At 46.7% G+C, this 22187-nt stretch carries 20 protein-coding genes; 17 read left to right on the top strand and 3 right to left on the bottom strand.

The genetic code is table 11. The features are described 5' to 3' along the window. Positions 1 to 148: 148 nt before the first annotated feature. Genes A7K91_RS08085 through A7K91_RS08075 form a run of 3 tightly spaced genes read left to right on the top strand, consistent with a single transcriptional unit; the run spans position 149 to position 2142 of the window. Positions 149 to 808 (top strand): SDR family NAD(P)-dependent oxidoreductase, encoded by a 660-nt coding sequence (locus A7K91_RS08085; RefSeq protein WP_068681492.1) that lies wholly within the window; start codon positions 149 to 151, stop codon positions 806 to 808. Between the two features lie 39 nt (positions 809 to 847). Beyond that, positions 848 to 1492: an NAD(P)-dependent oxidoreductase gene (locus A7K91_RS08080; RefSeq protein ID WP_068681490.1), complete on the top strand. Its 645-nt coding sequence runs from the start codon at positions 848 to 850 to the stop codon at positions 1490 to 1492. Positions 1493 to 1509: 17 nt separating this feature from the next. Then, positions 1510 to 2142, top strand: coding sequence for a DsbA family oxidoreductase (locus tag A7K91_RS08075; RefSeq protein WP_068681488.1), 633 nt, complete (start codon positions 1510 to 1512; stop codon positions 2140 to 2142). Between the two features lie 138 nt (positions 2143 to 2280). Here the strand turns inward: A7K91_RS08075 and A7K91_RS08070 are convergent, their stop codons facing one another. Further along, complete coding sequence (locus A7K91_RS08070) at positions 2281 to 4305, bottom strand: right-handed parallel beta-helix repeat-containing protein (RefSeq protein WP_068681486.1); 2025 nt, start codon at positions 4303 to 4305, stop codon at positions 2281 to 2283. A gap of 132 nt (positions 4306 to 4437) precedes the next feature. After that, on the bottom strand, positions 4438 to 5430 hold the full coding sequence (locus A7K91_RS08065) for a YndJ family transporter (protein WP_068681484.1): 993 nt from the start codon (positions 5428 to 5430) through the stop codon (positions 4438 to 4440). A 224-nt stretch (positions 5431 to 5654) separates the two neighbouring features. Here A7K91_RS08065 and A7K91_RS08060 point away from each other — a divergent pair, with 224 nt between their 5' ends. The 4 genes from A7K91_RS08060 to A7K91_RS08045 all read left to right on the top strand — a co-directional run bounded on the left by A7K91_RS08060 (position 5655) and on the right by A7K91_RS08045 (position 8314). After that, complete coding sequence (locus A7K91_RS08060) at positions 5655 to 6005, top strand: PadR family transcriptional regulator (protein ID WP_068681483.1); 351 nt, start codon at positions 5655 to 5657, stop codon at positions 6003 to 6005. Beyond that, a complete protein-coding gene (locus tag A7K91_RS08055; protein ID WP_068681481.1) occupies positions 6002 to 6691 on the top strand; it encodes a hypothetical protein in 690 nt (229 codons plus the stop codon). Before A7K91_RS08060 ends, A7K91_RS08055 begins: the two co-directional genes overlap by 4 nt. Beyond that, positions 6675 to 7238 carry a DUF4825 domain-containing protein gene (locus A7K91_RS08050; RefSeq protein ID WP_068681478.1) on the top strand — a complete coding sequence of 188 codons (564 nt, stop codon included), beginning with the start codon at positions 6675 to 6677 and terminating at the stop codon, positions 7236 to 7238. Before A7K91_RS08055 ends, A7K91_RS08050 begins: the two co-directional genes overlap by 17 nt. Positions 7239 to 7369: 131 nt before the next feature. Further along, the gene (locus A7K91_RS08045) at positions 7370 to 8314 is read left to right on the top strand and encodes an alpha/beta fold hydrolase (RefSeq protein ID WP_068681477.1); all 945 of its coding nucleotides are present in this window, start codon (positions 7370 to 7372) and stop codon (positions 8312 to 8314) included. A gap of 56 nt (positions 8315 to 8370) precedes the next feature. Here the strand turns inward: A7K91_RS08045 and A7K91_RS08040 are convergent, their stop codons facing one another. Continuing rightward, the gene (locus tag A7K91_RS08040; RefSeq protein WP_068681475.1) at positions 8371 to 8901 is read right to left on the bottom strand and encodes an NAD(P)H-dependent oxidoreductase; all 531 of its coding nucleotides are present in this window, start codon (positions 8899 to 8901) and stop codon (positions 8371 to 8373) included. Between the two features lie 285 nt (positions 8902 to 9186). On the opposite strand from A7K91_RS08040, the gene A7K91_RS08035 reads away from it, so the two are divergent. The 10 genes from A7K91_RS08035 to A7K91_RS07990 all read left to right on the top strand — a co-directional run bounded on the left by A7K91_RS08035 (position 9187) and on the right by A7K91_RS07990 (position 21980). Further along, positions 9187 to 9525: a winged helix-turn-helix transcriptional regulator gene (locus A7K91_RS08035; protein WP_068681472.1), complete on the top strand. Its 339-nt coding sequence runs from the start codon at positions 9187 to 9189 to the stop codon at positions 9523 to 9525. A gap of 27 nt (positions 9526 to 9552) precedes the next feature. After that, the gene (locus A7K91_RS08030) at positions 9553 to 10215 is read left to right on the top strand and encodes an aspartate/glutamate racemase family protein (RefSeq protein ID WP_068681470.1); all 663 of its coding nucleotides are present in this window, start codon (positions 9553 to 9555) and stop codon (positions 10213 to 10215) included. Between the two features lie 108 nt (positions 10216 to 10323). Further along, positions 10324 to 11082: an IclR family transcriptional regulator gene (locus A7K91_RS08025; protein WP_068681467.1), complete on the top strand. Its 759-nt coding sequence runs from the start codon at positions 10324 to 10326 to the stop codon at positions 11080 to 11082. A gap of 104 nt (positions 11083 to 11186) precedes the next feature. Beyond that, positions 11187 to 12062 carry a fumarylacetoacetate hydrolase family protein gene (locus tag A7K91_RS08020; RefSeq protein ID WP_068681465.1) on the top strand — a complete coding sequence of 292 codons (876 nt, stop codon included), beginning with the start codon at positions 11187 to 11189 and terminating at the stop codon, positions 12060 to 12062. 103 nt (positions 12063 to 12165) lie between these two features. After that, on the top strand, positions 12166 to 13626 hold the full coding sequence (gucD, locus tag A7K91_RS08015) for an alpha-ketoglutaric semialdehyde dehydrogenase GucD (protein ID WP_068681463.1): 1461 nt from the start codon (positions 12166 to 12168) through the stop codon (positions 13624 to 13626). 115 nt (positions 13627 to 13741) lie between these two features. Then, positions 13742 to 15733, top strand: coding sequence for a YjhG/YagF family D-xylonate dehydratase (locus tag A7K91_RS08010; RefSeq protein ID WP_068681461.1), 1992 nt, complete (start codon positions 13742 to 13744; stop codon positions 15731 to 15733). A 26-nt stretch (positions 15734 to 15759) separates the two neighbouring features. After that, on the top strand, positions 15760 to 17343 hold the full coding sequence (locus tag A7K91_RS08005; protein ID WP_068681459.1) for a glycoside hydrolase family 43 protein: 1584 nt from the start codon (positions 15760 to 15762) through the stop codon (positions 17341 to 17343). A gap of 253 nt (positions 17344 to 17596) precedes the next feature. After that, complete coding sequence (locus tag A7K91_RS08000; RefSeq protein ID WP_068681457.1) at positions 17597 to 19402, top strand: cache domain-containing sensor histidine kinase; 1806 nt, start codon at positions 17597 to 17599, stop codon at positions 19400 to 19402. A 23-nt stretch (positions 19403 to 19425) separates the two neighbouring features. After that, positions 19426 to 20577, top strand: a complete 1152-nt coding sequence (locus tag A7K91_RS07995) for a response regulator transcription factor (RefSeq protein ID WP_068681454.1) — start codon at positions 19426 to 19428, stop codon at positions 20575 to 20577. A 119-nt stretch (positions 20578 to 20696) separates the two neighbouring features. Next, on the top strand, positions 20697 to 21980 hold the full coding sequence (locus A7K91_RS07990) for an ABC transporter substrate-binding protein (protein ID WP_068681452.1): 1284 nt from the start codon (positions 20697 to 20699) through the stop codon (positions 21978 to 21980). Positions 21981 to 22187 lie beyond the last annotated feature (207 nt).

The following is a 22187-nucleotide window of genomic DNA, read 5'->3' as shown; positions in this document are numbered from 1 at the left end:
TAAACTGTATTTTATCTCTCAAAACCACAATTATTAAACATTGAATGCCGACCTTTCATTAATTATAATGAACAAAAGATAAATATACAACACAATGACCATTATTTATCTGATTGATAATTAACTCTAACTAAAGGAGAGATTTTAGATGAAAACGATAGCGATTGTTGGAGCAGGAGCAGGATTAGGGATGTCCATTGCAAGGAAATTCGGACAAAATGGCTTTCGCGTAGCGCTTATTGCACGAAATGAAGAAAAATTGAACCAACTGGTTATTGAATTAGAACAACTGGGAATCGAAGCCGCTTCATTTCAAGCGGACATATTAAACAAAGAACAAATTGAGAAGGCATTTGCTGCTGTTAAAGAGAAGTACGGATTTATTGATGTTCTTGAGTACAGTCCAACGCCGAGCTTTGACTCAGTAGCGCCAACATTAGATGTAACTGAAGAAAATGCGTTATACCAATTTCAATATAATGTTTTAGGTGCTTTATCGAGTGTTAAACAAGTACTTCCGGATATGTTGGATAAGCAAAGCGGCGCTCTGTTATTTACAACTGGAGGCGCCTCAGTCCACCCAGTACCGATGATGGGTAATGTCGGAATTGCAATTTCAGGACTTCGTAATTACATTTTTAATTTGAACAGCGAATTAGCTGACAAAGGTATTTATGCGGGTCACCTTTCGATCGGAATTTGGATGCAGCCGAATTCAGGAGTTCAGGATAAAATCGCTGATATTTGGTACGACATGTACACCAAAAGAGACAGAGTAGAAGAGTTTATAACTGAAGATAGAGTCTGATTTGAATAATTTATTGTGAAGGAGATACAAGAGAAAAATATGAATATCACCATTTTTGGTGCAAGCGGTGCAATTGGACAGCTTCTAACACAATTAGCTCTAGATAACGGAGATTTCGTTACGGCATACGTTAGAAACCCCAAAAAAATCAGCCTCAAACATCCACATTTGAGCCTTGTACAAGGGGAACTTTCGAATGCTTCAACCATTGAGAAGGCCGTTGCTGAATCAGATGTAGTAATCAGCACATTGGGACCAGCATCCAATATGTCAAGAAAGCTTAAAGGCACACCGATTGCTGACGGACACGAACTGATTATTAGGGCTATGGGGAAGCTTGACAAAAAGAGACTAATTACACTCGCCACACCAGCTTTGCAATCAGATGACGATAAGAAAAACATGTCCACGATACTTCCAGGTATATTAGCCAAAGCTTTCCTTCCAAACGGTTATACAGAAATGAAGAAAATGGAAGGCATAATTAAGGAATCGAATCTGGATTGGACAGTCGTTCGAATTATTAATCCCAATGTTAAGCACAAAGGACAATCTTATGATTATTCATTCGGTGATAAACCGGCTAAATTCGGTGTTTCAAGAGAAAATGTTGCTAAATTGATGTACTCTGCCGCTCGTGACAACCAATTAATCAGGAAAATGCCCATTATTTTTAATAGTTAAGTGAAGGAGCATTCAAAATGAAAATCGAGATATGGTCGGATTATGTTTGTCCATTTTGTTATATTGGTAAACGACGATTAGAGTCTGCATTGGAGCAATTCGCTCCACAGAATGAAGTGGTTATTGAATATAAAAGCTTTGAACTTAATCCGCATGCATCCCTATACGAAGGTAAAAATATGCATCAAATGCTCTCTGAGAAACATGGTTTGAGTATCGAGCAAGCGAAAAAAGCAAATGCTGAGCTTGGACAACAAGCGGCTAAGATGGGTCTAGTGTATAATTTCGACCAAATGAAGCCCACCAATACGTTTGATGCTCATCGTTTAACCCAATTTGCCAAATCTGTTGGTAAAGATAAGGAATTAGCAGAGAAGCTGTTCTATTCTTATTACACGGACGCCAAGCTAATTAGCGATCATGAAACTTTAGCAGATATTGCTGAATCGGTTGGAATGAACAGGGACGAGTCAATGGCAGTTCTCCAGGATCCATCCCAATATGCTAACGAAGTGCGTTCAGATGAAGCTGCAGCAAAGCAATTAGGGATTAAAGGAGCACCTTTCTTTGTGATCGACAGAAAGTATGCGATATCCGGCGCACAACCAACAGAGGTATTTATAAATGCCCTTAACCAAGCATCTCAATAAGTAAAGCCTATAGCTTCTATAGAAGCAGAGATTTTATCGCTCCTGGTTGGAGTGAATGGGAAGTTGAGTAGAGGCTTTACGGTTTTTACGCACAAAAAGGACCCAATCACCTAAAAGGATTGGACCCTCACAATTAAACTAAATTTCAAATGCAGCAGTACCATTTCCGGTTAATTCAAAAGGACCAGGTGTGACATTGGCATCGGGTCTTTTTGTTCCGAAAAAGTCGGAGTCAAAACGGTACGGCGTGCTGTCCGGCTCCTCAAACTTCATATCGGCGTGATACGTTTTTCCAAGCAGATCAGTGGTAACCAGCATTGCAGAGGCTCCCTGAAGCAATTCCGGCTCATTGACCTGAATCTTCACACTACCTTGCGCAGCATTAAGCTCCACTTTTATGCCCTTCTGCACATAGCTCTTCGCATTGGCTTCATGACTGCCTGGAACCGCGTTGTTAAGAAACAAATTCCCGCCCATAGCCACCGGAAGAACGGCATTTCCTATGAAGAAATCCTTCGCGGCATCGCCGAGCTGGGCAATCTCCTCTTTGGTGTATTCCCACCATTTCTTATCCTTTACATCAGGATGTTTATCGTAGCCGCCCAGTCCCACAGGATGCAGATAGCAAATGGAATTGTCCGGAACACCATCCATGACCGTTTTCCCGTCCTCTCCAACCGCTTCTCTTGGTTTAAGGGGAAGATGCTCAAAAAAGGTAATTGGAACAGGCTTCTTATTGTCGTCATGATCACCCAAAAAGATATTGTTGTAGTATCTGTCGTCGCCTCCAGTGATATTGGAGTATCCCGCCATTGCTGTCTCGTGAGGGAAGTGATACGGCGTAATGCGGGTGATCTCGGAACGAACGACAAATCGGCCTGCAAACAAATTATGGGCAAATGCCCCGCCCTGCGACATATTTCTGAAGTTCATCGGAGAGAGGAACAAGTTATGATCCACCATATAGGGACCATGGCAAACCTCAACAAAGAGGTCTTCAGAAAGGTTGTCCAAAAAGGCATTGCGGCTGATGCGGGTGCCCTGTGCCTGCCAGTCAAGCCAAAGGGCACGGTAACAGCTATAGATTACATTTTCATTAATTTGCGTATCCAGAGAAGCATGCAGCTTAATCCCCGCTACCTCGGCGCCATGTCTGAGCCGTTTATGGTGAATGTTGAAAATGCGGTTCTGATAAATGCGGCTGAAAGCAGCTCCCATATGACCGACAATCCCTGCTTGCTCGCAGTCATGAATCACATTGCCTCGAACAATGTGACTGCCGACGGTATCCTTATGCCAGCCGGAGCGTAATGCCCGCAAAATAACCTCCTGCTCGCGTTGAGTCCCGCCTTTACTACGCTTCTCCAACGAATGGATGTGACCTGTACCGATTTCCGTACCCAGGCTGATGCCAACGTTTTTGGATTCACTGATGATATTGTTTTCAATAATCCAGCCCTTGCTCCAGTGAGGTCCGATCAACCCTTCCTGGTAATCTGTAGGCGGCGCCCATTGAGGAGAGGCTTGACGAAGGGTGAAGCCGCTTACCGTTATATAGTTCAAGCCTGGTTTTTCAGGCCAGAAGCAATGGGGGCGGACATTAATTTCTACATTTTCGTTACGAGGGTCTTTTCCGCCAAAATTAGCCCAAATTTTTGTTGTGGTAGAACCAACCTCGGCATACCATTTTAACAGCGAGTCCTTGGGATATTTGGCTTCGGGCCAAACCTCGGGCTTGTGAACGCTTTCAACGCTAGCGGCTTCATACAATGATTTGCCATCCAAATATACATCGCCGAGATGAACCGGGAAGGGGCCGTCAAACAACCAGTCTCCACTTATCTCTACTTCAAAGGGATTACGAACGGAAAAAATGGAATTGGGGACTTCTGTGCTCCAGACCTGACCCCCTTCAGACCTCCAGTCGGTAATTCGTTCAGCACCCGTAATGACAACTTCTCCGTCTCCTGCGGATCGATAAATGATTCTATGCTCCGCTGTTCCTCCATTAGCCGGGTTAACCCATTCCCTGTATACTCCGGCATGAACGATAACCGTATCACCAGCCATGGCATAAGCCGCAGCGCGCGATATTGTACGTAGAGGCTGATCTGCTGTTCCTTTTTGATGATCATTCCCATGTACGGATACATGATATTCCATAACAACTCTCCTTCTTCCCGCCTTAAAAAGGTTGTTACAATCCTTGCAAGCTGAAGGCAGGCTCATTTTGGTTTTATTGCTGTATTTAGCTATTATACTAAAAAATAGATATCATGGGAGTGATCAAAAGAACTATGCAATCGGTTCCCTGACTGAACCTGAAGGCAAGCGGTTTTTCTTAATAGAGTCTGCTATATACACCCACCCGATTAGTCCACATAAAACAAAGCCAAACGCATGCAGTGTTCCGTAAACCGGGATAAAATCAAGGATGGTTAAGGAAAGTGTTTTTTTCAGCAAAGGATAGAAAATAGAAAGGACAACAACCGTGTAGAAGGCCAGACAAGAAAGAACTAGAAAGAAGGCTGCTTTTTTGTGCAAAGGGTTTTTCCTCAAGTAAGTAAGCAGATAGCTAGTGTAAATCACAATGTTGCAGGCAAACAAAGTGACTCCAATGTACTCAATTGGCTTGGAGAATATCATACCGATAGCGATCAGTATGGGCCCGATAATGTCGATGGCAACGACCCAGGGATACCAGCTTTTTTTGGCCATAATCCGTCCCAGCATGCCAATAAAAAGGGGAACGATGGCAGATGAAAAATGAAAGTGAACCGAGCTTAATGCATGCGTCGCAGGATTAGCTTGGAAGAGGTTAACTTGATATTGATATAAGGTGAACCAAGCGCCCCCGATAAAAAAATACACGAGCCCCGCGCCAATGGCTATTTCCGCTATTTTTCCCTTGTGAATGACTATAATGGTTACTCCATAGATGCAAAGCAGCAAAGTGAACAGCAGCCATCCAAGGGAGAGAACCCCTGGTATGTAGGTGTCGCCCAGCCCCCACGTCTTATTGCTGGCTACAGAGGCCAAGGCAAGGAGCGCCGCGGGAAATTGGAACAGCTTAATCGCAGCAAAAACCATCCGTTGCAGCTTATTCCCTTCGTCATGGCTTAAAAGTGAAATGACAAGAGGCGCAATGACGAAAGCCGCAAACAGCAGAAATTTTTCAACAAGAGCGAATTGGAAATAATCCAGATAAAAAATAAATATGGTGATGATTCCGCCTGGAATTGCCGGTGCTATTAATGATTTCATGATTGGTTTGAGGAAGCTATTCATGGAGACTCCTTTCTAACTATGCTTGGCAGGATACCAAGCCTGCATTCCGCTTTAGAGCATTCACTATTGTAGATGGGCATGTCCTTATCAGTAGTTTAACATATACAGAACTAAAGCAAAGTTGTTGGAGCATACGGGGGCTTTGTTGTTTTTGTTACTTGTCAAATAGTACATTGACACACATAGTAATATTTGATACGATGTTCGCGAAAGGAGAGTAAGTGATGATCGAAAATACAATAAGCAGCGAATTGATTCGCGGCAATATCGACACCGTCATCCTTCGTGTTCTGCTGGATGGCGATAACTATGGCTACGAAATCATTAAGACCATTTTCAAAAAAAGTAATGGTAAATACGAATTAAAGGAACCCTCTTTATATACAAGCTTAAAAAGGCTGGAATCCAATAAACTGATTCAGTCCTATTGGGGCGATGAAAGCCAAGGCGGCAGACGGAAATACTACAGGATTACGGACGCGGGCATTGAAGCCTTTCATCGTAATGCTGAAAGCTGGAGAATAGCTAAAATGCTAATCGACCAGTTAATTGATAGGCAGGAGGGACCAGTATGAATCATTTACAAATATATGTGGACCAATTATTTAAGGGACATAAAGACAATAAACAAACAAGAGAGCTGAAAGATGAAATCCTAAGTAATCTCGAAGCCAAAGTTGCTGATCTCACAGCCAATGGCACGGAGTATACCCAAGCTGTACAAATAGCCACCCAAAACATCAATAGCGTTGATATATTAATTGATGGGAACAAAATGGTCTACATCAACAAATTCCGGATTGAGTTAATGCAAGCAGCTTTGTTGTATGTTTTGATTGCGTGGATCATCAGCATGCCGCTTAGCGTTATGGGAATTGGAATGCTTCTCAACTTCCTATTGCTGATAGTTGTTGTTGCAATAGGGATTATATATCTGGCCTTACATGTAAAGAAGGAAAGTCACTACTTGGAAAAAACGTCCTTTTTCAACATTCAGAATGTCCTGCGTTATCGAAAAATGGCGTGGTTGATTTGGGGCTTGTTTATTTTAGTATCGGTACTTGGCAATACCGCGATTCTATTCGGGAGCGATATATGGTTTTCAAGGACGATAAGTATAACGGGACCATACCAATTTGCCATAATAGCAACTAAATATGCACTACCCGTTCTTTCTATACTCATTCCGTTGTTATTCAATACTTCTTTGAAACTAATTCAAAAACATGAGGTGAATGAGCAATATGAAAGCCAGGAATAAAATAATTGTCGTTTTGCTTATATTCGGGGTTGCTTTATTCGGAGTCATACAAGGTGTTGTCCTGCCGCAAATGGAACAAAAAAAGAAGCAGTATGAAGCGGAGCAGCAAAATCCGCTTACCCATGATATTAATAATGTATTAAGCTTCAAAAACAACTATATGGGCAATTCATCCAATTTTATCAACCTGTTTTATTCATTACCGTTAAACCATGTAGATATGTCTTTTCAACTGTACCCGGATGAATTGGCTGTTGATGTAAACTACAAAGAAACGGTAGGCAGTCTCGGTGAAAATGAAGTTGCACAAGCGTTAATTTACAATGCAACAGCTGCCTTTGCACTAATCGAAAACCTGGAAGTGATAAACTTTAATTTTACGGGAATGTCCTATCACGTTTCACGAACGGATGTTGAGACTTGGTATGGGGTTAAATTGCCCAGCTTATTAGATCAGGATGTTTGGAAGAAATCCGTCCAGAGTAAACTTTACGACAGCGAGTATGTGCTCAACTGTGCAAAATTGATTTTAATTAAGGAAAAATGAGCCCCAAAGCCTTACACTTTGTCCAGCATCCTGCATTGCCTCTTTTTTTCTACATGATTTCAGAAAGGCGACAATATGATGTCGCCTATTGCCCGTTATACTTCATGTATAAAAGCTAAGGAGGAAAAACATTGCTGAATTCAATCGAGTTTCCCAAGCCCGTCCTTATTTCTGTTAATGGTGTACAGCTTGAAGTCTTTGAGGCAGGCCGGGAAAATGCCGGAAAACCTATTGTCCTTTGTCACGGCTGGCCAGAGCATGCCTTTTCTTGGCGCCATCAGATGGCCGCCCTTGCCGCAGTCGGCTACCATGTTATCGTTCCAAACCAGCGGGGTTACGGCAACTCCTCCCGTCCGGCCGAAGTAACCGACTATGACATTGAACATTTGTCGGGCGATCTTATCGCGCTTCTCGATTATTACGGGTACAAAGATGCAACCTTTGTTGGCCATGATTGGGGTGCAATGGTCGTTTGGGGGCTGACTTTATTGCATCCAGACCGTGTAAACAAAGTGATAAATCTAAGCTTGCCTTATCAGGAGCGCGGAGAAAAACCATGGATTGAGCTTATGGAAGAGCTGCTTGGCGGCGACTACTATTTTGTCCACTTCAATCGGCAGCCAGGCGTCGCGGACACCGTATTGGATAACAATACGTTTCGTTTTCTTCGCAACCTGTACCGAAAAAACGAACCATTAAAACAACCAGAGCCGGGAATGATGATGATCAATCTTGCCAATGCAGAAGCTCCGCTGGGCGAACCCTTGATGAGCGATAGCGAGCTGGCCGTTTTTGTCTCCGCCTTTGAAGCATCGGGGTTCACGGGAAGCATTAATTGGTACAGGAACCTTGACCGCAATTGGCGCTTGTTGGCAAGTGTTAACCCAATCATCCAACATCCAGCCCTCATGATCTACGGCGACAGGGATATGATTCCGAAATTTGAAAAGCTAAAAGAGTTTGTCCCTAATGCTCGGGTGGTTAATCTGGATTGCGGTCATTGGATTCAGCAAGAAAAGCCGGAGGAAACAAACCAAGCTATTTTGAGGTGGCTGAAGCAGCAGGACTCCAACTAGTTTCTGAGTCGTTCAAGGTCGAGACTTAAAGATAAAGGCATGCTAGACCTCACCTTTCATTGTGGGAGCTTCATCTGAGAATAACGGACAACCTCCACATATCGCTTTGCGTCTTCCTTAAGGGCCTCAGCAGATGAGTTGTAGGATATAAAGGGGGGCAGGAACGTGCCGTTACAACGGGCAATGGTACTGTGAATTGGCCGAATATATTCGCTGATGGTGCACCAGTTGCGGCCGCCAGCACGATATTCGCCTTCTGAGCCGCCTGTTGTCGTAGCGATCATAAATTCTTTGCCCCTCATATTTTCGCCTTCCGGTCCAAACGCCCAACCAAATGTCAGCACATCGTCAAACCACTTTTTTAAAAGAGGCGGGCAGCTGTACCAATAAAATGGGAATTGAAAAATAATCAGGTCATGATCCAACAACAATTGATGCTCTCGTTCGACGTTGATGCTCCAATTACAATACTCTTGATATAAATCGCGAATGTGAGTATCGGGCAGTTTTCTCAATTCGCTCAGAAGCGCTTGGTTTTTCACGGAATCGCTCAGGTTTGGATGGGCTACAATTACCATTGTTTTCATAAGCATCTTCCCTTACACATAGTTTGATTTTCAGCTTTGGCTAACGTCCTGCTGCTTCACTGCCCTAATTATCCGCGCTTTTAGGAATTTAACAAGTACGCTTTTTATTCATACTTAGTCCTTTATAACAGACCATAGTGACCCTAATTGGTGCAGAACCATCGGTGCATAGTCCGCAGCAACGTACTAAGTACGTGAAAAAGGAGTACTGTTTGGATCGGAGATATTTTGTTACTATTGTGATGAAGGAGCGCGGTTTCTTACAATGGTCAGGAGTTGATCCTATTGCGGCTAGGAGCCCAGGACGATAAGACGACGGATGGTATAGTAGCAACATTGGAAGTAATTGGAGGCAAATGGAAGCCTTTAATTTTATTTATATTGCTGCATGAGGGGACCAAGCGATTTGGTGAACTGAGGCGGATGCTTCCTTTAATCACACAAGGTATGCTTACCAATCAGCTTCGGGAGCTGGAACGGGATGGGCTAGTTGAACGTCGTGTCTACCAGGAGATTCCTCCTAAGGTGGAATACAAATTAACCGCGCATGGAAAAACGCTGGACCCGGTGTTGACGGATATGTGTAGCTGGGGGTTTAAGCATCTCGACTTTATGAGGGACTAAAATACGGTTTAAGGAGATCATTTCACAATGAAAAGAATTGCTTGTTTACACGCCCACTATTCAAATATCCCGTATATTCAAAACGCTCTTGCCTCTGATGAATTGGAATTGGTTCATTTTGTGGATCCTGGTTTGATGAGCAGAATTTCATCAGATAAACATTTTGATGAAGGTAAAGCCAAAAATAAAGTTATCGAGCAAATCGAATGGATAGCTCAAGCTAACGTTGAGGCTATTCTGATCACATGTACTAATTATATTGCTCTTCTTGAAGAGAATCGGCTGAATACATCTATTCCTATCATAAAAATTGACGAGCCTTTCTTTAGCTCTGTCTGCAATAGTACTGAACCACAGGTTCTTCTATTCACCAATCCAGCAACCGTCGAAGGGACAATGAGAAGGCTTAATGAATTTGCTTCTATCCATAATAAGCCGCTTGGTACTATTGAGGCACGTGTCATAGAGAATACATTTGAGTTAATCATGCAAGGCAAAACAGAGCAATATGTAGAAGAAGTGTCAACGTACATAAAGGCGATACTTGCATCGGAAAAAAATAAGAAAATTTCTGTTGCTCAATTATCTATGGTGGAAACAGCCGCTATGGTTGAGCGAGAGTTAAATGTGAAAATCGGAAATCCGCTGGATTCCTTGATAACACACTTCGAGAACGTGATGTTCAGCTAACACAGGATAGACATAGAAATTAGTGTCTGCTATGATAGAACTGTCGAGATTACAATACCTTGTTTTATAATATAAAACAAATGCTGGGAGGGAAATGAGTAGAGGGATATGCCAATTATTCAGGCCTTGGATAGAGCATTACAAATTATCGACTTATTCGACGAGCAGCACAAGGAGTATAAGCTGTCCGAAATAAGCGCAGCCATGAATTTGCATAAGAGTACGGTGCATTCGTTGTTGAAAACGCTTCAAATTCACCGCTATATTGTCCAGGACCAGGAATCCGGGAAGTACCGCCTTGGGATAAGGTTCATAGAGAAGGGGGAGCTGCTTCTCAAGCAATTCGATATTGTGGAAATTGCCAGACCTCATCTGAGAGCTTTGTCTATTGCAACTAGCCAAACCACGCATTTGGTTATTATGGATGGCGTTGAAGGCATATATATTGATAAAGTGGAAGGGCAAAAGGCAGCCATTCGGTATTCGCGTATCGGTCGCAGAGTTCCCTTGCATAGCAGCGCGGTTGGCAAGGTGTTGACGGCCTTTCGGCCTGGCGATGAGCAGGCTCGGATGCTGGCAGGGTATACGTTCGTCAAGCATACGGATAAAACGATTGATAGCGTCGATGGTTTTCTGGAAGAGTTGAAGAGGGTCGAGAAGCAAGGCTACGGCATCGACAATGAAGAGAATGAGCCGGGAGTCCGGTGCGCCGCCGCTCCGATATTCAATCACAACGGGCAAGTGATCGCGGCAATGAGCGTGTCTACAATGGTAGCGCATGTTGACGATGATGAGCTGGAACGCTTAATCGAGCTGCTTCGACAGGCAACAAGCGAAATTTCCAGGCAATTAGGGTATCGTCACTAGTTCTTGGACTAGTTCAAGATAGATCCAGTCGTCCTAACAGACTGATCAATCTTTGTCCTATTATGAGAACGGTGTTTTATATTATAAAACGAGGAGTTGTTAAAATGAGAATTATCCGGTTTCAAAATGGCGCGGAACAACGATTGGCAGCAGTAACGGATGAGGATGAGGTATATGCGTTAAGTGATTCGGACTTTATCTCCTTTCTTGAACGAGTAGAAAAGACGGGGGCAACGCCGCTTGAAGATGTAAATCAGCAGATCCGTTCTGCTCAGCCGCTGGACGCAGCATTGGAAAGCCTTGAATTACTGATTCCCGTTGAAGCTCCTGAGGTATGGGCTGCCGGCGTAACCTATGCGCACAGCAAGGAAGCTAGAAACTATGAAGCGACAGCGGGCAAAATGGATGCCACCACCTATTATGACAAGGTTTATGATGCGGAAAGACCGGAGCTGTTCCTGAAGTCGACGGCAGCCCGCACAGTCGGCCATCTGGATCAGGTTTGCTTAAGAAACGATTCCAATTGGCAGGTTCCCGAGCCGGAGCTGGGACTGGTATTGAGCAGCCGCGGCGATATTGTGGGGTACATTATCGGCAACGATATGAGCTGCCGGGATATTGAAGGGGAAAATCCGTTATATCTTCCGCAAGCCAAGGTGTGGAAGCAATCCTGCTCTATTGGACCATTTATTCGATTAGCCGAAACGGTGGAAGACCCCTATCAGCTGCAAATTTCTTTGCGAATCTATAGAAATGACGAAAAGGTCGTCGATCAATCGGCAAGCACCGGACAACTGAAGCGCAAGCTGGGAGAGCTTGTTTCCTTCCTGCGCAGAGATAACATTGTGTTTGGCGGCACTGTGCTTCTTACGGGTACATGCATCGTTCCGCCGAATAAATTCACGCTTGCGCCCCAAGATCGGATTGAAATAGAGATTACCGGACTTGGAACGCTAGTGAATACGGCTATTATGAGCTAGGGAAAGACCCCTTTGTCACGTAGCGTTTCATTTCGGCCCAAGTCAAGCACTGATTTCTGGTTTGAGCCATTAAAGTAAACAACCATTAAAGGAGAGATCATTTATGACTAACTCAACCCCGGTATATCGTAACTATATTAATGGCGAATGGAGAGACTCCGAAAACGGCAAAACGCAGCACAGCATCAATCCGGCCAATAAAAATGAAATCGTAGGCATCATCCCGGATTCGTCCAAGCAGGACCTAGAGGATGCCGTGGCCGCCGCTAAGGCAGCCAAGCTGGCATGGCGCAAGCTCGCCGGTGTGCAACGCGGCAATTTTCTGTTCAAGGTTGCCGATATTATGGAGAGCAGAACGAATGAAATCGGCGAAGCAATGACCATGGAAATGGGAAAAACATTGCCCGAGGCCAAAGGAGAAACCGCGCGCGGCGTCGCTATTCTTCGCTACTACGCTGGAGAAGGCATGCGTAAAATCGGAGATGTTATTCCTTCCTCCGATGCCGATGCTTTCTTGTATACAACGAGATCGCCGATTGGAACGGTAGGGGTCATTTCCCCCTGGAACTTCCCGGTTGCCATTCCAATTTGGAAGATTGCTCCCGCACTTATTTATGGCAACTCGGTTGTATGGAAGCCGGCGACAGAAACGGCGGTGACAGCGGCTAAAGTAATGCAATGTTTCCATGATGCGGGCTTGCCTTCTGGCGTGCTGAATATGATCGTAGGCAGCGGCAGCGTTATTGGCCAGGGAATTGCTGAACATGCGGATATTAACGGCATCACCTTTACGGGCTCAAATGCGGTAGGAAAAGCGGTCGGGCAAGCGGCATTGGCGCGTGGAGCGAAATACCAGCTTGAGATGGGCGGCAAAAATCCAATTATTATCGCTGCGGATGCGGACTTAGATTTGGCAGTTGAAGCAACGATCAGCGGCGGTCTTCGTTCAACGGGTCAAAAATGTACGGCGACCAGCCGGGTCATCGTGGAGAAGGATGTATACGAGGAGTTCAAGTCCAAGCTGCTTGGAAAGGTTGCGGAGCTGAAGGTTGGAAACGGGCTGGATAGCGGAACGTGGCTGGGGCCTTGCGCGAACGAAAAGCAAATGGACACGGTATTGTCTTACATCAACAAGGGTGTGGAAGAAGGAGCGGTATTGCTGCATGGCGGCACAAGACCAGCGGATGGCGATTTAGCCGATGGCTTCTATGTGACTCCGGCTATTTTTGATAAAGTGACCTCCAGAATGTCGATTGCTCAGGAAGAAATATTCGGGCCTGTGCTTACGTTGATTGAAGTGAATGACATGCAGGAAGCCATAGAGCTTGCGAACGATACCGATTATGGTCTTAGCGCATCGATTTATACTCGCAACATCGGCAACGCAATGTTGTTTGTTCAAGAGATGGAAGCGGGACTTGTCCGCGTAAACGCGGAAACAGCCGGTGTTGAGCTGCAAGCTCCGTTCGGAGGCATGAAGCAATCCAGCTCCCATTCCAGAGAGCAAGGGCAAGCGGCTATTGAGTTCTACACTTCGATCAAAACCGTATTTATTAAGCCTTAATGCATAAAGTCATAACATATTAAGCCCTAACGCATGAAGCCTTAACCTATCAAGTCTTAACGCATTAACTCATAGCGAGCAGAAGAGTCATAACACTAGGAGCGGGTGAGGTCATATGAATCCGGGTTTTGAGACGATAATGGGGAATGACTCCGATACTTATTTTGATATTTATACGCATGCTCCGGGACCAAGCGGCTCCTTGCCGCTTACCCCGGATATGCTGCGGGATTCGCCTAGCGGCGACCTGTTCGGCTTAACGCAAAATGTCGGTATGGGATGGGACCCCGGGAACCTGCTTGGAAAGCAGGTTCTCATTCTGGGAACGCAGGGCGGAATCCGGGAGGAGGATGGCCGTCCCATAGCGCTGGGCTATCACACCGGACATTGGGAAGTCGGGATTCTGATGAAGGCCGCAGCCGAAGAAATTACTAGCCGCGGCGGCGTTCCCTTCGCCGGTTTTGTTAGCGATCCTTGCGACGGCCGTTCCCAAGGAACGACAGGCATGTTCGATTCGCTGCCGTACCGCAACGATGCCGCCATGGTATTAAGGCGTCTTATTCGTTCGCTGCCGCAGCGTTCAGCGGTATTGGGTGTAGGAACCTGCGACAAGGGACTGCCGTCCATGATGCTGGCTCTTGCGGGCATGAGCAATCTCCCTGGCGTAATCGTTCCGGGCGGCGTTACGCTCCCGCCGACAAATGGCGAGGATGCGGGCAAAATTCAAACCATTGGCGCTAGATATTCCAATGGAGAGCTATCGCTTGAGGAAGCGGCCGAGCTTGGCTGCCGCGCTTGCGCAACGCCTGGCGGGGGCTGCCAGTTTCTTGGTACGGCGGGAACAGCGCAGGTTGTTGCCGAGGCTCTTGGCATGACCGTTCCTCATGCGGCATTGGCGCCGTCAGGACAGCCGGTGTGGAAGGAAATGGCGAAGCAATCCGCAAGGGCCGCTCTGGGCATGGCGGAAAGCGGAGTGACGACTGGAATGATCATAACGGACCGTTCCATTCGCAATGCAATGGCCGTTCATGCGGCCTTCGGAGGCTCGACGAATTTGCTGCTCCATATCCCTGCCATCGCTCATGCGGCCGGGCTTACTTTGCCGACGGTTGCGGATTGGGCAGAAATAAATCGCTCCGTTCCGCGATTGGTCAGCGTGCTTCCCAATGGTCCCGAGCATCATCCAACCGTAAGAGCCTTCCTAGCCGGAGGCGTGCCCGAGGTTATGCTGCATATGCGCAAGCTTGGCGTGTTGGACGAGGAAGCGCTTACGGTAACGGGCCATACGATAGGCGAAACGCTGGATTGGTGGGAGTCGTCGGAAAGACGCCATCGCATGCGGCGGCATTTGCTGGAGAACGAAGGGATTAACCCCGACCGCGTGATCTTTAGCCCGGAACGCGCCAAGCAGGAAGGCTTGAGTTCGACGGTGACCTTCCCGACCGGCAATATATGTCCCGAAGGCTCCGTCATTAAATCGACGGCGATTGATCCGTCCAAGGTGGACGCGGACGGCGTTTTCCGTCATGTCGGCAGGGCAAAAGTGTTTACAACGGAACGAGCCGCGATCCGTGCGATCAAGACCAAAGGCATTGCCGCCGGAGATATTATGGTCCTTATCGGGCGCGGCCCATCCGGCACTGGAATGGAAGAGACGTATCAGCTGACCTCGGCGCTTAAGCATCTGTCGTACGGCAAAGAAGTGTCCTTGCTTACGGATGCACGCTTCTCGGGAGTATCAACCGGCGCTTGCATCGGGCATATCGGACCCGAAGCCCTCGCCGGTGGTCCTGTTGGAAAACTCCGCGATGGCGATTGGATTGATATCCGCATTGACCTGCGCCGGTTGGAGGGGCATGTGGAGATGGTGGGCAGCGGCGAAAATCCGGAGGATTCCGAAGCGGGATCAAAGATACTGGCTTCAAGAGCCCCCCATCCCGAGCTTGCAAAAGATCCTGCGCTGCCGGACGATACGCGTCTATGGGCGGCGCTGCAAGCGGCGAGCGGCGGCACGTGGCGGGGATGCGTATATGATGTTGATCGAATCGTCAAGCTGCTGGAAGCGGGAATGAATACAGAAGAAGGCCAAGCGATTATCAAGGGCTAAACAGAATAGAGAGGAGGGCCAAAAAAATGATTGCAAATCCAATCCTGCGCGGATTTCATCCCGACCCGTCTATCGTGCGAGTAGGAGATGACTATTACATTGCGACCTCGACTTTCGAATGGTTTCCCGGCGTGCTCGTTCACCATTCCAGAGATTTGGTGCATTGGCGTCCGCTTACCTCGATATTGACGCGTACCTCTCAGTTGAATATGGAAGGCAATATCAATTCGGGAGGCACATGGGCGCCATGTCTGAGCTACCATGAAGGCACCTTCTATTTGATATATACGGATGTAAAGAGCCGGATGGGCGCATTCAAGGATACGCACAATTATATGGTGACGGCCGAGGATATTATGGGGCCATGGTCGGAGCCCATTTATTTGAATAGCAGCGGCTTCGATCCTTCCTTGTTTCATGACGAAGATGGGCGCCAGTGGTTCGTTAATATGATTTGGGACCATAGGAAAGGAACCAATTCCTTTGCGGGCATTATTCTTCAGGAATATTCCAAGGAAGAGAGAAGATTGATTGGTCCAAAAAGAAATATTTTCCGCGGCACGAGCCTTAGACTTACTGAGGGACCTCATTTATACAAACGGAATGGCTATTATTATCTGTTGACCGCTGAGGGAGGAACGCAATACGAGCATGCCGTAACAATGGCTCGTTCCCGTCATATCGAGGGACCTTATGAGGTTGATCCTGCAAATCCGATTTTGACGTCTGCAGGGAAGCCGGAGCTGGAGCTGCAGAAAGCAGGACACGCATCGCTGGTTGAAACGCAAAACGGCGAGTGGTACATGGTGCATCTCGTTGGCCGTCCCGTAAAGGATAAGCTGTGCATGCTCGGCAGGGAAACCGCCATCCAGCGCTGTCATTGGACGGAGGAGGACTGGCTTGCGGTGGATGGAGGAGCTAATCCGCAGGCTGTTGTGCAAGCGCCAAAGCTGCCGCTTCATCCATTCCAGGCAGAGCCTGGCCTGGACCATTTTGACCGGGCCGAGCTTGGGCTGCAATGGAGCACGCTTCGCATACCTGCAAGTCCCGATTGGTTATCCTTAACGGCTAGACCGGGCTGGCTGCGGCTCTGGGGCCAGGAATCCATGAGCTCGACGCATCGACAAAGCCTTGTAGCGCGCAGGCAGCAGTCTATGTTTTGCGAGGCGGAGACGGCTATGGAGTTTCGCCCGGAGCATTATCAGCAAATGGCGGGTTTGATCCTGTATTACGACACTCGGGATTATGTCTATTTGCGCGTAACCCACCACGAGGAAATTGGAGTCTGTATAGGAATCATTCAGTCCATAAACGGAGTCTATAATGAAATTCTGGACAGCGATATTCCGCTTGGAGAAGGAGCCTATCGGCTGAAGGTCAGACTTGAACGCGAAAAAGCGACATTTATGTACGCGGTGCAGGACGGGGAATGGAACAAAATCGGGCCGGAGCTGGATGTAAGCCATCTATCCGATGAATATGGGGATTACATTCGATTTACGGGTAATTTTATCGGGCTGTGCGTCCAGGACTTAAGCGGCGAACGCAATTATGCCGACTTCGACTATTTCCAATATAAGGAGCATGAGGAGCCTTCATTGAATGAATAGTTCTGGGGTTACCGACATGTCCTGTTAAGCAGGGGCTGTCCGAAAAGTCTAGCGGAAGTAATAATAATTCAGCAGAGAGGACCGGAGGGGAAAGGGTGTCTTGAGGGCGAGTTTTTTTGTCCGCTTTGTTTGAGCTTCCAAGACACCTTTTTTCAGCAGGGACTGGTTTTGCTGAATCATTATTTACCGTAACAGACTTTTCGGGCAGTCCCTTCTGCATCCATTTGCGTGCTATTGGGGGGAGCTTTCATCTATGCGCAATGCCATTCAATCTTTGATTCGCTCCGTAATGGAAAAAACGATTATTCGAACCATTATGTTCTCCTATCTCATTGTCAATATCCTGCTCCTGCTGCTGCTTGGTTTGTTGTCCGTAAGGGATTCGACAAAAAATCTGACAAAGGAAATTACGCAGCACAGCTATAAAATGATGGAGCAAGCGGCGCGAGGGCTCAGCTTTAATCTGGAAGAGGCGACTCGTCCGCTCGTTCTTATGGCCGGCCATTATTCAGTGACCGCCATGATGAATCCGGGCAGAGAAATGGATGTTGAAGGGCGCATTCAGCATGAAAGGAATATCGCAGAGGTAGCCTTCGGCGTATCCTCCTTGCAATCTCTGGTTAGCGATATTTTGATTCTGGGCAAAAATGGATACGTCAATAATCTGGACAACAGAAAATCGCTTCGCTGGGATTACCGGTTTACTGAACAGTCTTGGTTTAAGCAAGCGATTTCGGGGACTCCGGACAAAGGCTTTATTACGCTTGGACTCCATATGCAGGATTACTATTCGGAAACCAATATATCCAAATACAACAAGCCGACGCTGTCCATTGCTTTGACCGTCAAGGATTACAACCGCAAACCTATCGGAGCGGTCATTGCCAATCTGGATTTGGACAAAGTAAACGGCATGTTTGAATTAACGAGTTACCTAAGAGATGAAAGCGTATTTATGATAGATGCAGAGCAAACGATCATCGTTCATAAGGATGCCGCCGCAATTGGCACAAAGCTTGATTTTTCGGGCATCCAGCAAATTTATGCCGACGACTCCGGAAGCTTCGTTACGAAGATAGAAGGGGAGGAAACACTTGTCATTTTTCACCCTACCGCCGTTAAGGGCTGGCGAATGATCTCGACGATTCCGATGTCGGTCATCAGCCGCCAAGCGGACCCGCTAAAGTCCAACCTGATCGGCTTTATTTATTTTTGCCTGCTGCTCAATTTGCTCATCTCTATATTAATTACCATTCGAATATCCAGGCCGTTCAGACGGTTGCTCTCCACATTGGATAAAATCGGGGGAGACAGCATCTACGTCATTACGAACAGCTACAAATATCGGGAGCTGGATCTGATCGGCAACAAGTTCAAGGAGCTGGTCATCCGGATTGGTACGCTGGTTCAACAAAATTACCGGTCGGAAATCGCTTTAAAGGAAGTGGAGCTCAAAACGCTGCAATCGCAAATCAACCCCCACTTTTTATTTAATACGCTTCAATTGCTGCAAACCGAAATCGTATGCGGCAATACGAAGGATTCCAACCAATTGATTCTTTCGTTAAGCAGTCTGCTGCGGTACTCCATGAAGCAATCGGAAGAGATGGTGGAGCTGGAGCAGGAGGTCCAGAATGTGAGGGACTATCTGTATATTTTGAATAAAAAATATGATGATCAAATTGATATAGCGTTTCGCATACCGGACCCATCCTTATTAAAGCATAGAACGATTAAGCTTATTTTACAGCCGCTTGTGGAAAACGTAATTGTTCACGGATTCGGCGAAAAGCCGCATTCAGCAAAAATGACAATCAGCGTCGTGGCCGTCAAAAAAGGGATCATGGTTGCGATATCCGATAATGGAAAAGGCATCACCAAAAGCCAATGCCGTCAATTAACCAGACAATTAAATCTTCAAAATGCTAAACCGGAGGGCATAGGGCTATTTAATGTGAATCAGCGGATTCGATTAAAATTTGGTCCGGATTACGGATTAAAAATTAGAAGCAAGCACGGGGAGTATACGACCGTTTATGTCGTATGGCCGATAGTCTGACAGCATAAAGGGAGGTAATGTGCGTGAAGCTGCTTATCGTAGACGATCAAATCTCTTTGCATAGATATTTGGATAAAGTGATGGACTGGGAGGAGATGGGTTTTACGCAAGTGCAGCATGCTTATGATGGCGAGGAGGCGGCCCGTTTGGTGGAAGCCTTCAGTCCGGATATTATGATGATGGATATTCAAATGCCGGTTTTGAACGGAATTGAAGCGTTGAAGCTGGTTCGACAGTCGTTTCATATGCCGCGGACTATCATTCTTAGCGCATATGATCAATTCGAGTATGCCAGAGACGCGCTCCGCCTTCAGGTTTCCAATTATTTGCTAAAGCCGGTCGATGCCGAGCAGCTTCGAGAGGTTCTGGGAGAACTGATTCAAGAATCCGTTTCCTCCATACGCAAATCGATCTGCGAAGAATTGAGCCGAATTGTCTATTCCGGCTCTATGGAACCGGAATCGTTGCCGATCCTCCGGAAAGGCCTTGATTTTCTAGCAGCCGACCGTTTTGCAATTATGACCTTTGTGGACGACTCTCCTTTGGAGATCGATTATGCCGGCTGGGTGCAGGAGTATGCGGATAAAAGCATCAACTGCATAGCTGGCTGCAGATCGAAGCAGGAAATGGTTGTTCTTGTTGGCGGACGGGACGAATTGACCGAGACCCGATTGCGTGCTTGCAGTCAATCCATGCTTGCCGAGGCTGCTTCAGCCTCGCCTCCGCGCAAGCTGTCCATCGGCATTAGTGCAATTGCTCAGGACGCCGCGTTTCTGCCGCAGCTAATCGAGGACAGCGCGCAGGCCGTAAGAAGCCCTGAATCTGGCTCCAAACTGAAGGAAAAGGTGTGGCGAATTAAACCCTACGTAGACAGCAGCTATCGGGAGGATTTATCCTTGCAATCCGTGGCGGAGCGGTTTGACATTGACAAGTATCAGCTAAGCCGGGCATTCAAGCAGGAATTTGGCGTCAATTATTGGGCATACGTCATCAAGGTGCGTATCGAGAAGGCGGCCGAATTGCTAGTGGGGACCAATTGGAAAAATGGCCAAATCGCGGAGCTGACCGGCTTTTTGGATGAAAGTCATTTTAGCCGGGCATTCAAAAAATATTATGGCGTTACCCCCAAGGAATATCGCGTCTCAACCATTCCCTCTAATGGATCGGCGGAGTGAAGAGCGCAACAATTGACAATAAACCATGCAACATTATGAATTCAGATCAGTGCAAAATGTCACTATACTGATAATGTAAGTGCTTACATTTAATCATCTCAATAGGGGGTAAAGCAGACATGAAAAAACCAACGATATGGGTGTTAATTACGACTCTTTGTTTGTCTTTCGTGCTCGCGGCATGCGGCGGCTCAGAAAATGAAGGCAACAACAGCGAAGCTTCCAAAGGCTCGGATGCGCCAAAATCGGTTAAGCTGAGCATTCTTTCTTGGAACAATGAAAATGAGATGAAGCCGGTCATAGACGGCTTTAAGAAGAAATATCCGCATATTTCCTTTGATTTTCAATTCTCTCCGCCGGTAGCCGACTACATCGCCAAGCTGCAAACGATGCTGTTGTCCGATTCGGCGCCTGACATCTTCATCATCGCCGCGGAAAACCGCAACGAAGTTATTGACGGCGGTTACGCGCTTGATTTGACCGACGAGCCGTTTATGTCTGTCATGCTGGACAGCAACAAGCCGATGCTTAGCAAAGACGGAAGAACGTACGCTTTTACACAATCGGGATGGGCAGGCGGCTTGTTCTACAACAAGGAGCTGTTCCAAAAGGCCGGTATTACTCAATTGCCGGAAACGTGGGATGAATTCATTCAGGCTTGTCTGAAGCTCAAGGAAGCGGGCATTCTCCCGCTGTATGACAGAATGCATGATATTACAATCATTCATTCCGCCATGTTTGGCAGCAATGTATTGTCGAAGGACCCGTCGTTTGACGAAAAGCTGTTCAAGGGCGAAAAAACCTTTGCAGATGGATGGACCGAAGTGCTGACGATGTGGAAGGAAGGCCTGATCGACAACAAGATTCTGACGCCGGACATGATCGGAATGACAAGCGATCAGGTTATGAACGAATTCGCATTGGGCAACGTGGCCATGTTCCCGGGCGGTCCTTGGAATATAGCTACAGTCGAAAAAATCAACCCGGACATCGACTTTGAAATCATGGCGATTCCAGGCAAAGAGCCGGGCAACAAGTACTTTAACGGGGCGCCAGGCGTTGGCTTCGCCGTAAACAGCAAAACAAAAAACAAAGAGGAAGCTTTGCTGTTCCTGGAATATATGTCAACGCAAGAAGGTCTGCAAAAATTCGAGGAAGGCACGGGTGGAATTATTACCGCTCATGGCTATGAAACAAAGGTGCATCCAGCGTATGAGCCTGCATACAGAGACGGATTGATGGCAGGACGCATCTATTTGCCTATGGTATCGTGGGAGCGACATCAGGAAGCATTGCGCAACCAGTTCCTGGTTGGGCTGCAGGATATCGCAGTAAACAAAATTACACCGGAGCAGGCAACGGAAGCTCTGGATAAGAAGCTTAAGGAAATGGACAATAAATAAACGGAAACCAATTATGTTGAGGGGAAGGGTGTCTTGGAAGCTCAAACCTATTTGTCCGCTGTATTTTGATCCTATTTTTTAGTGGGTAAAAGCGGACAAAAAAACTCGCCCTCAAGACACCCTTTCCCGTCCGATCTCTTTGCTGAACAGTTATTCGTTCCACATGACTTTTTAGACAACCCCTCTTTTCAACTAATTACCCATTCA

Source organism: Paenibacillus oryzae, from assembly GCF_001675045.1.
Taxonomy (GTDB): domain Bacteria; phylum Bacillota; class Bacilli; order Paenibacillales; family Paenibacillaceae; genus Pristimantibacillus; species Pristimantibacillus oryzae.
This window is presented reverse-complemented; position numbering and strand designations above follow the sequence as displayed.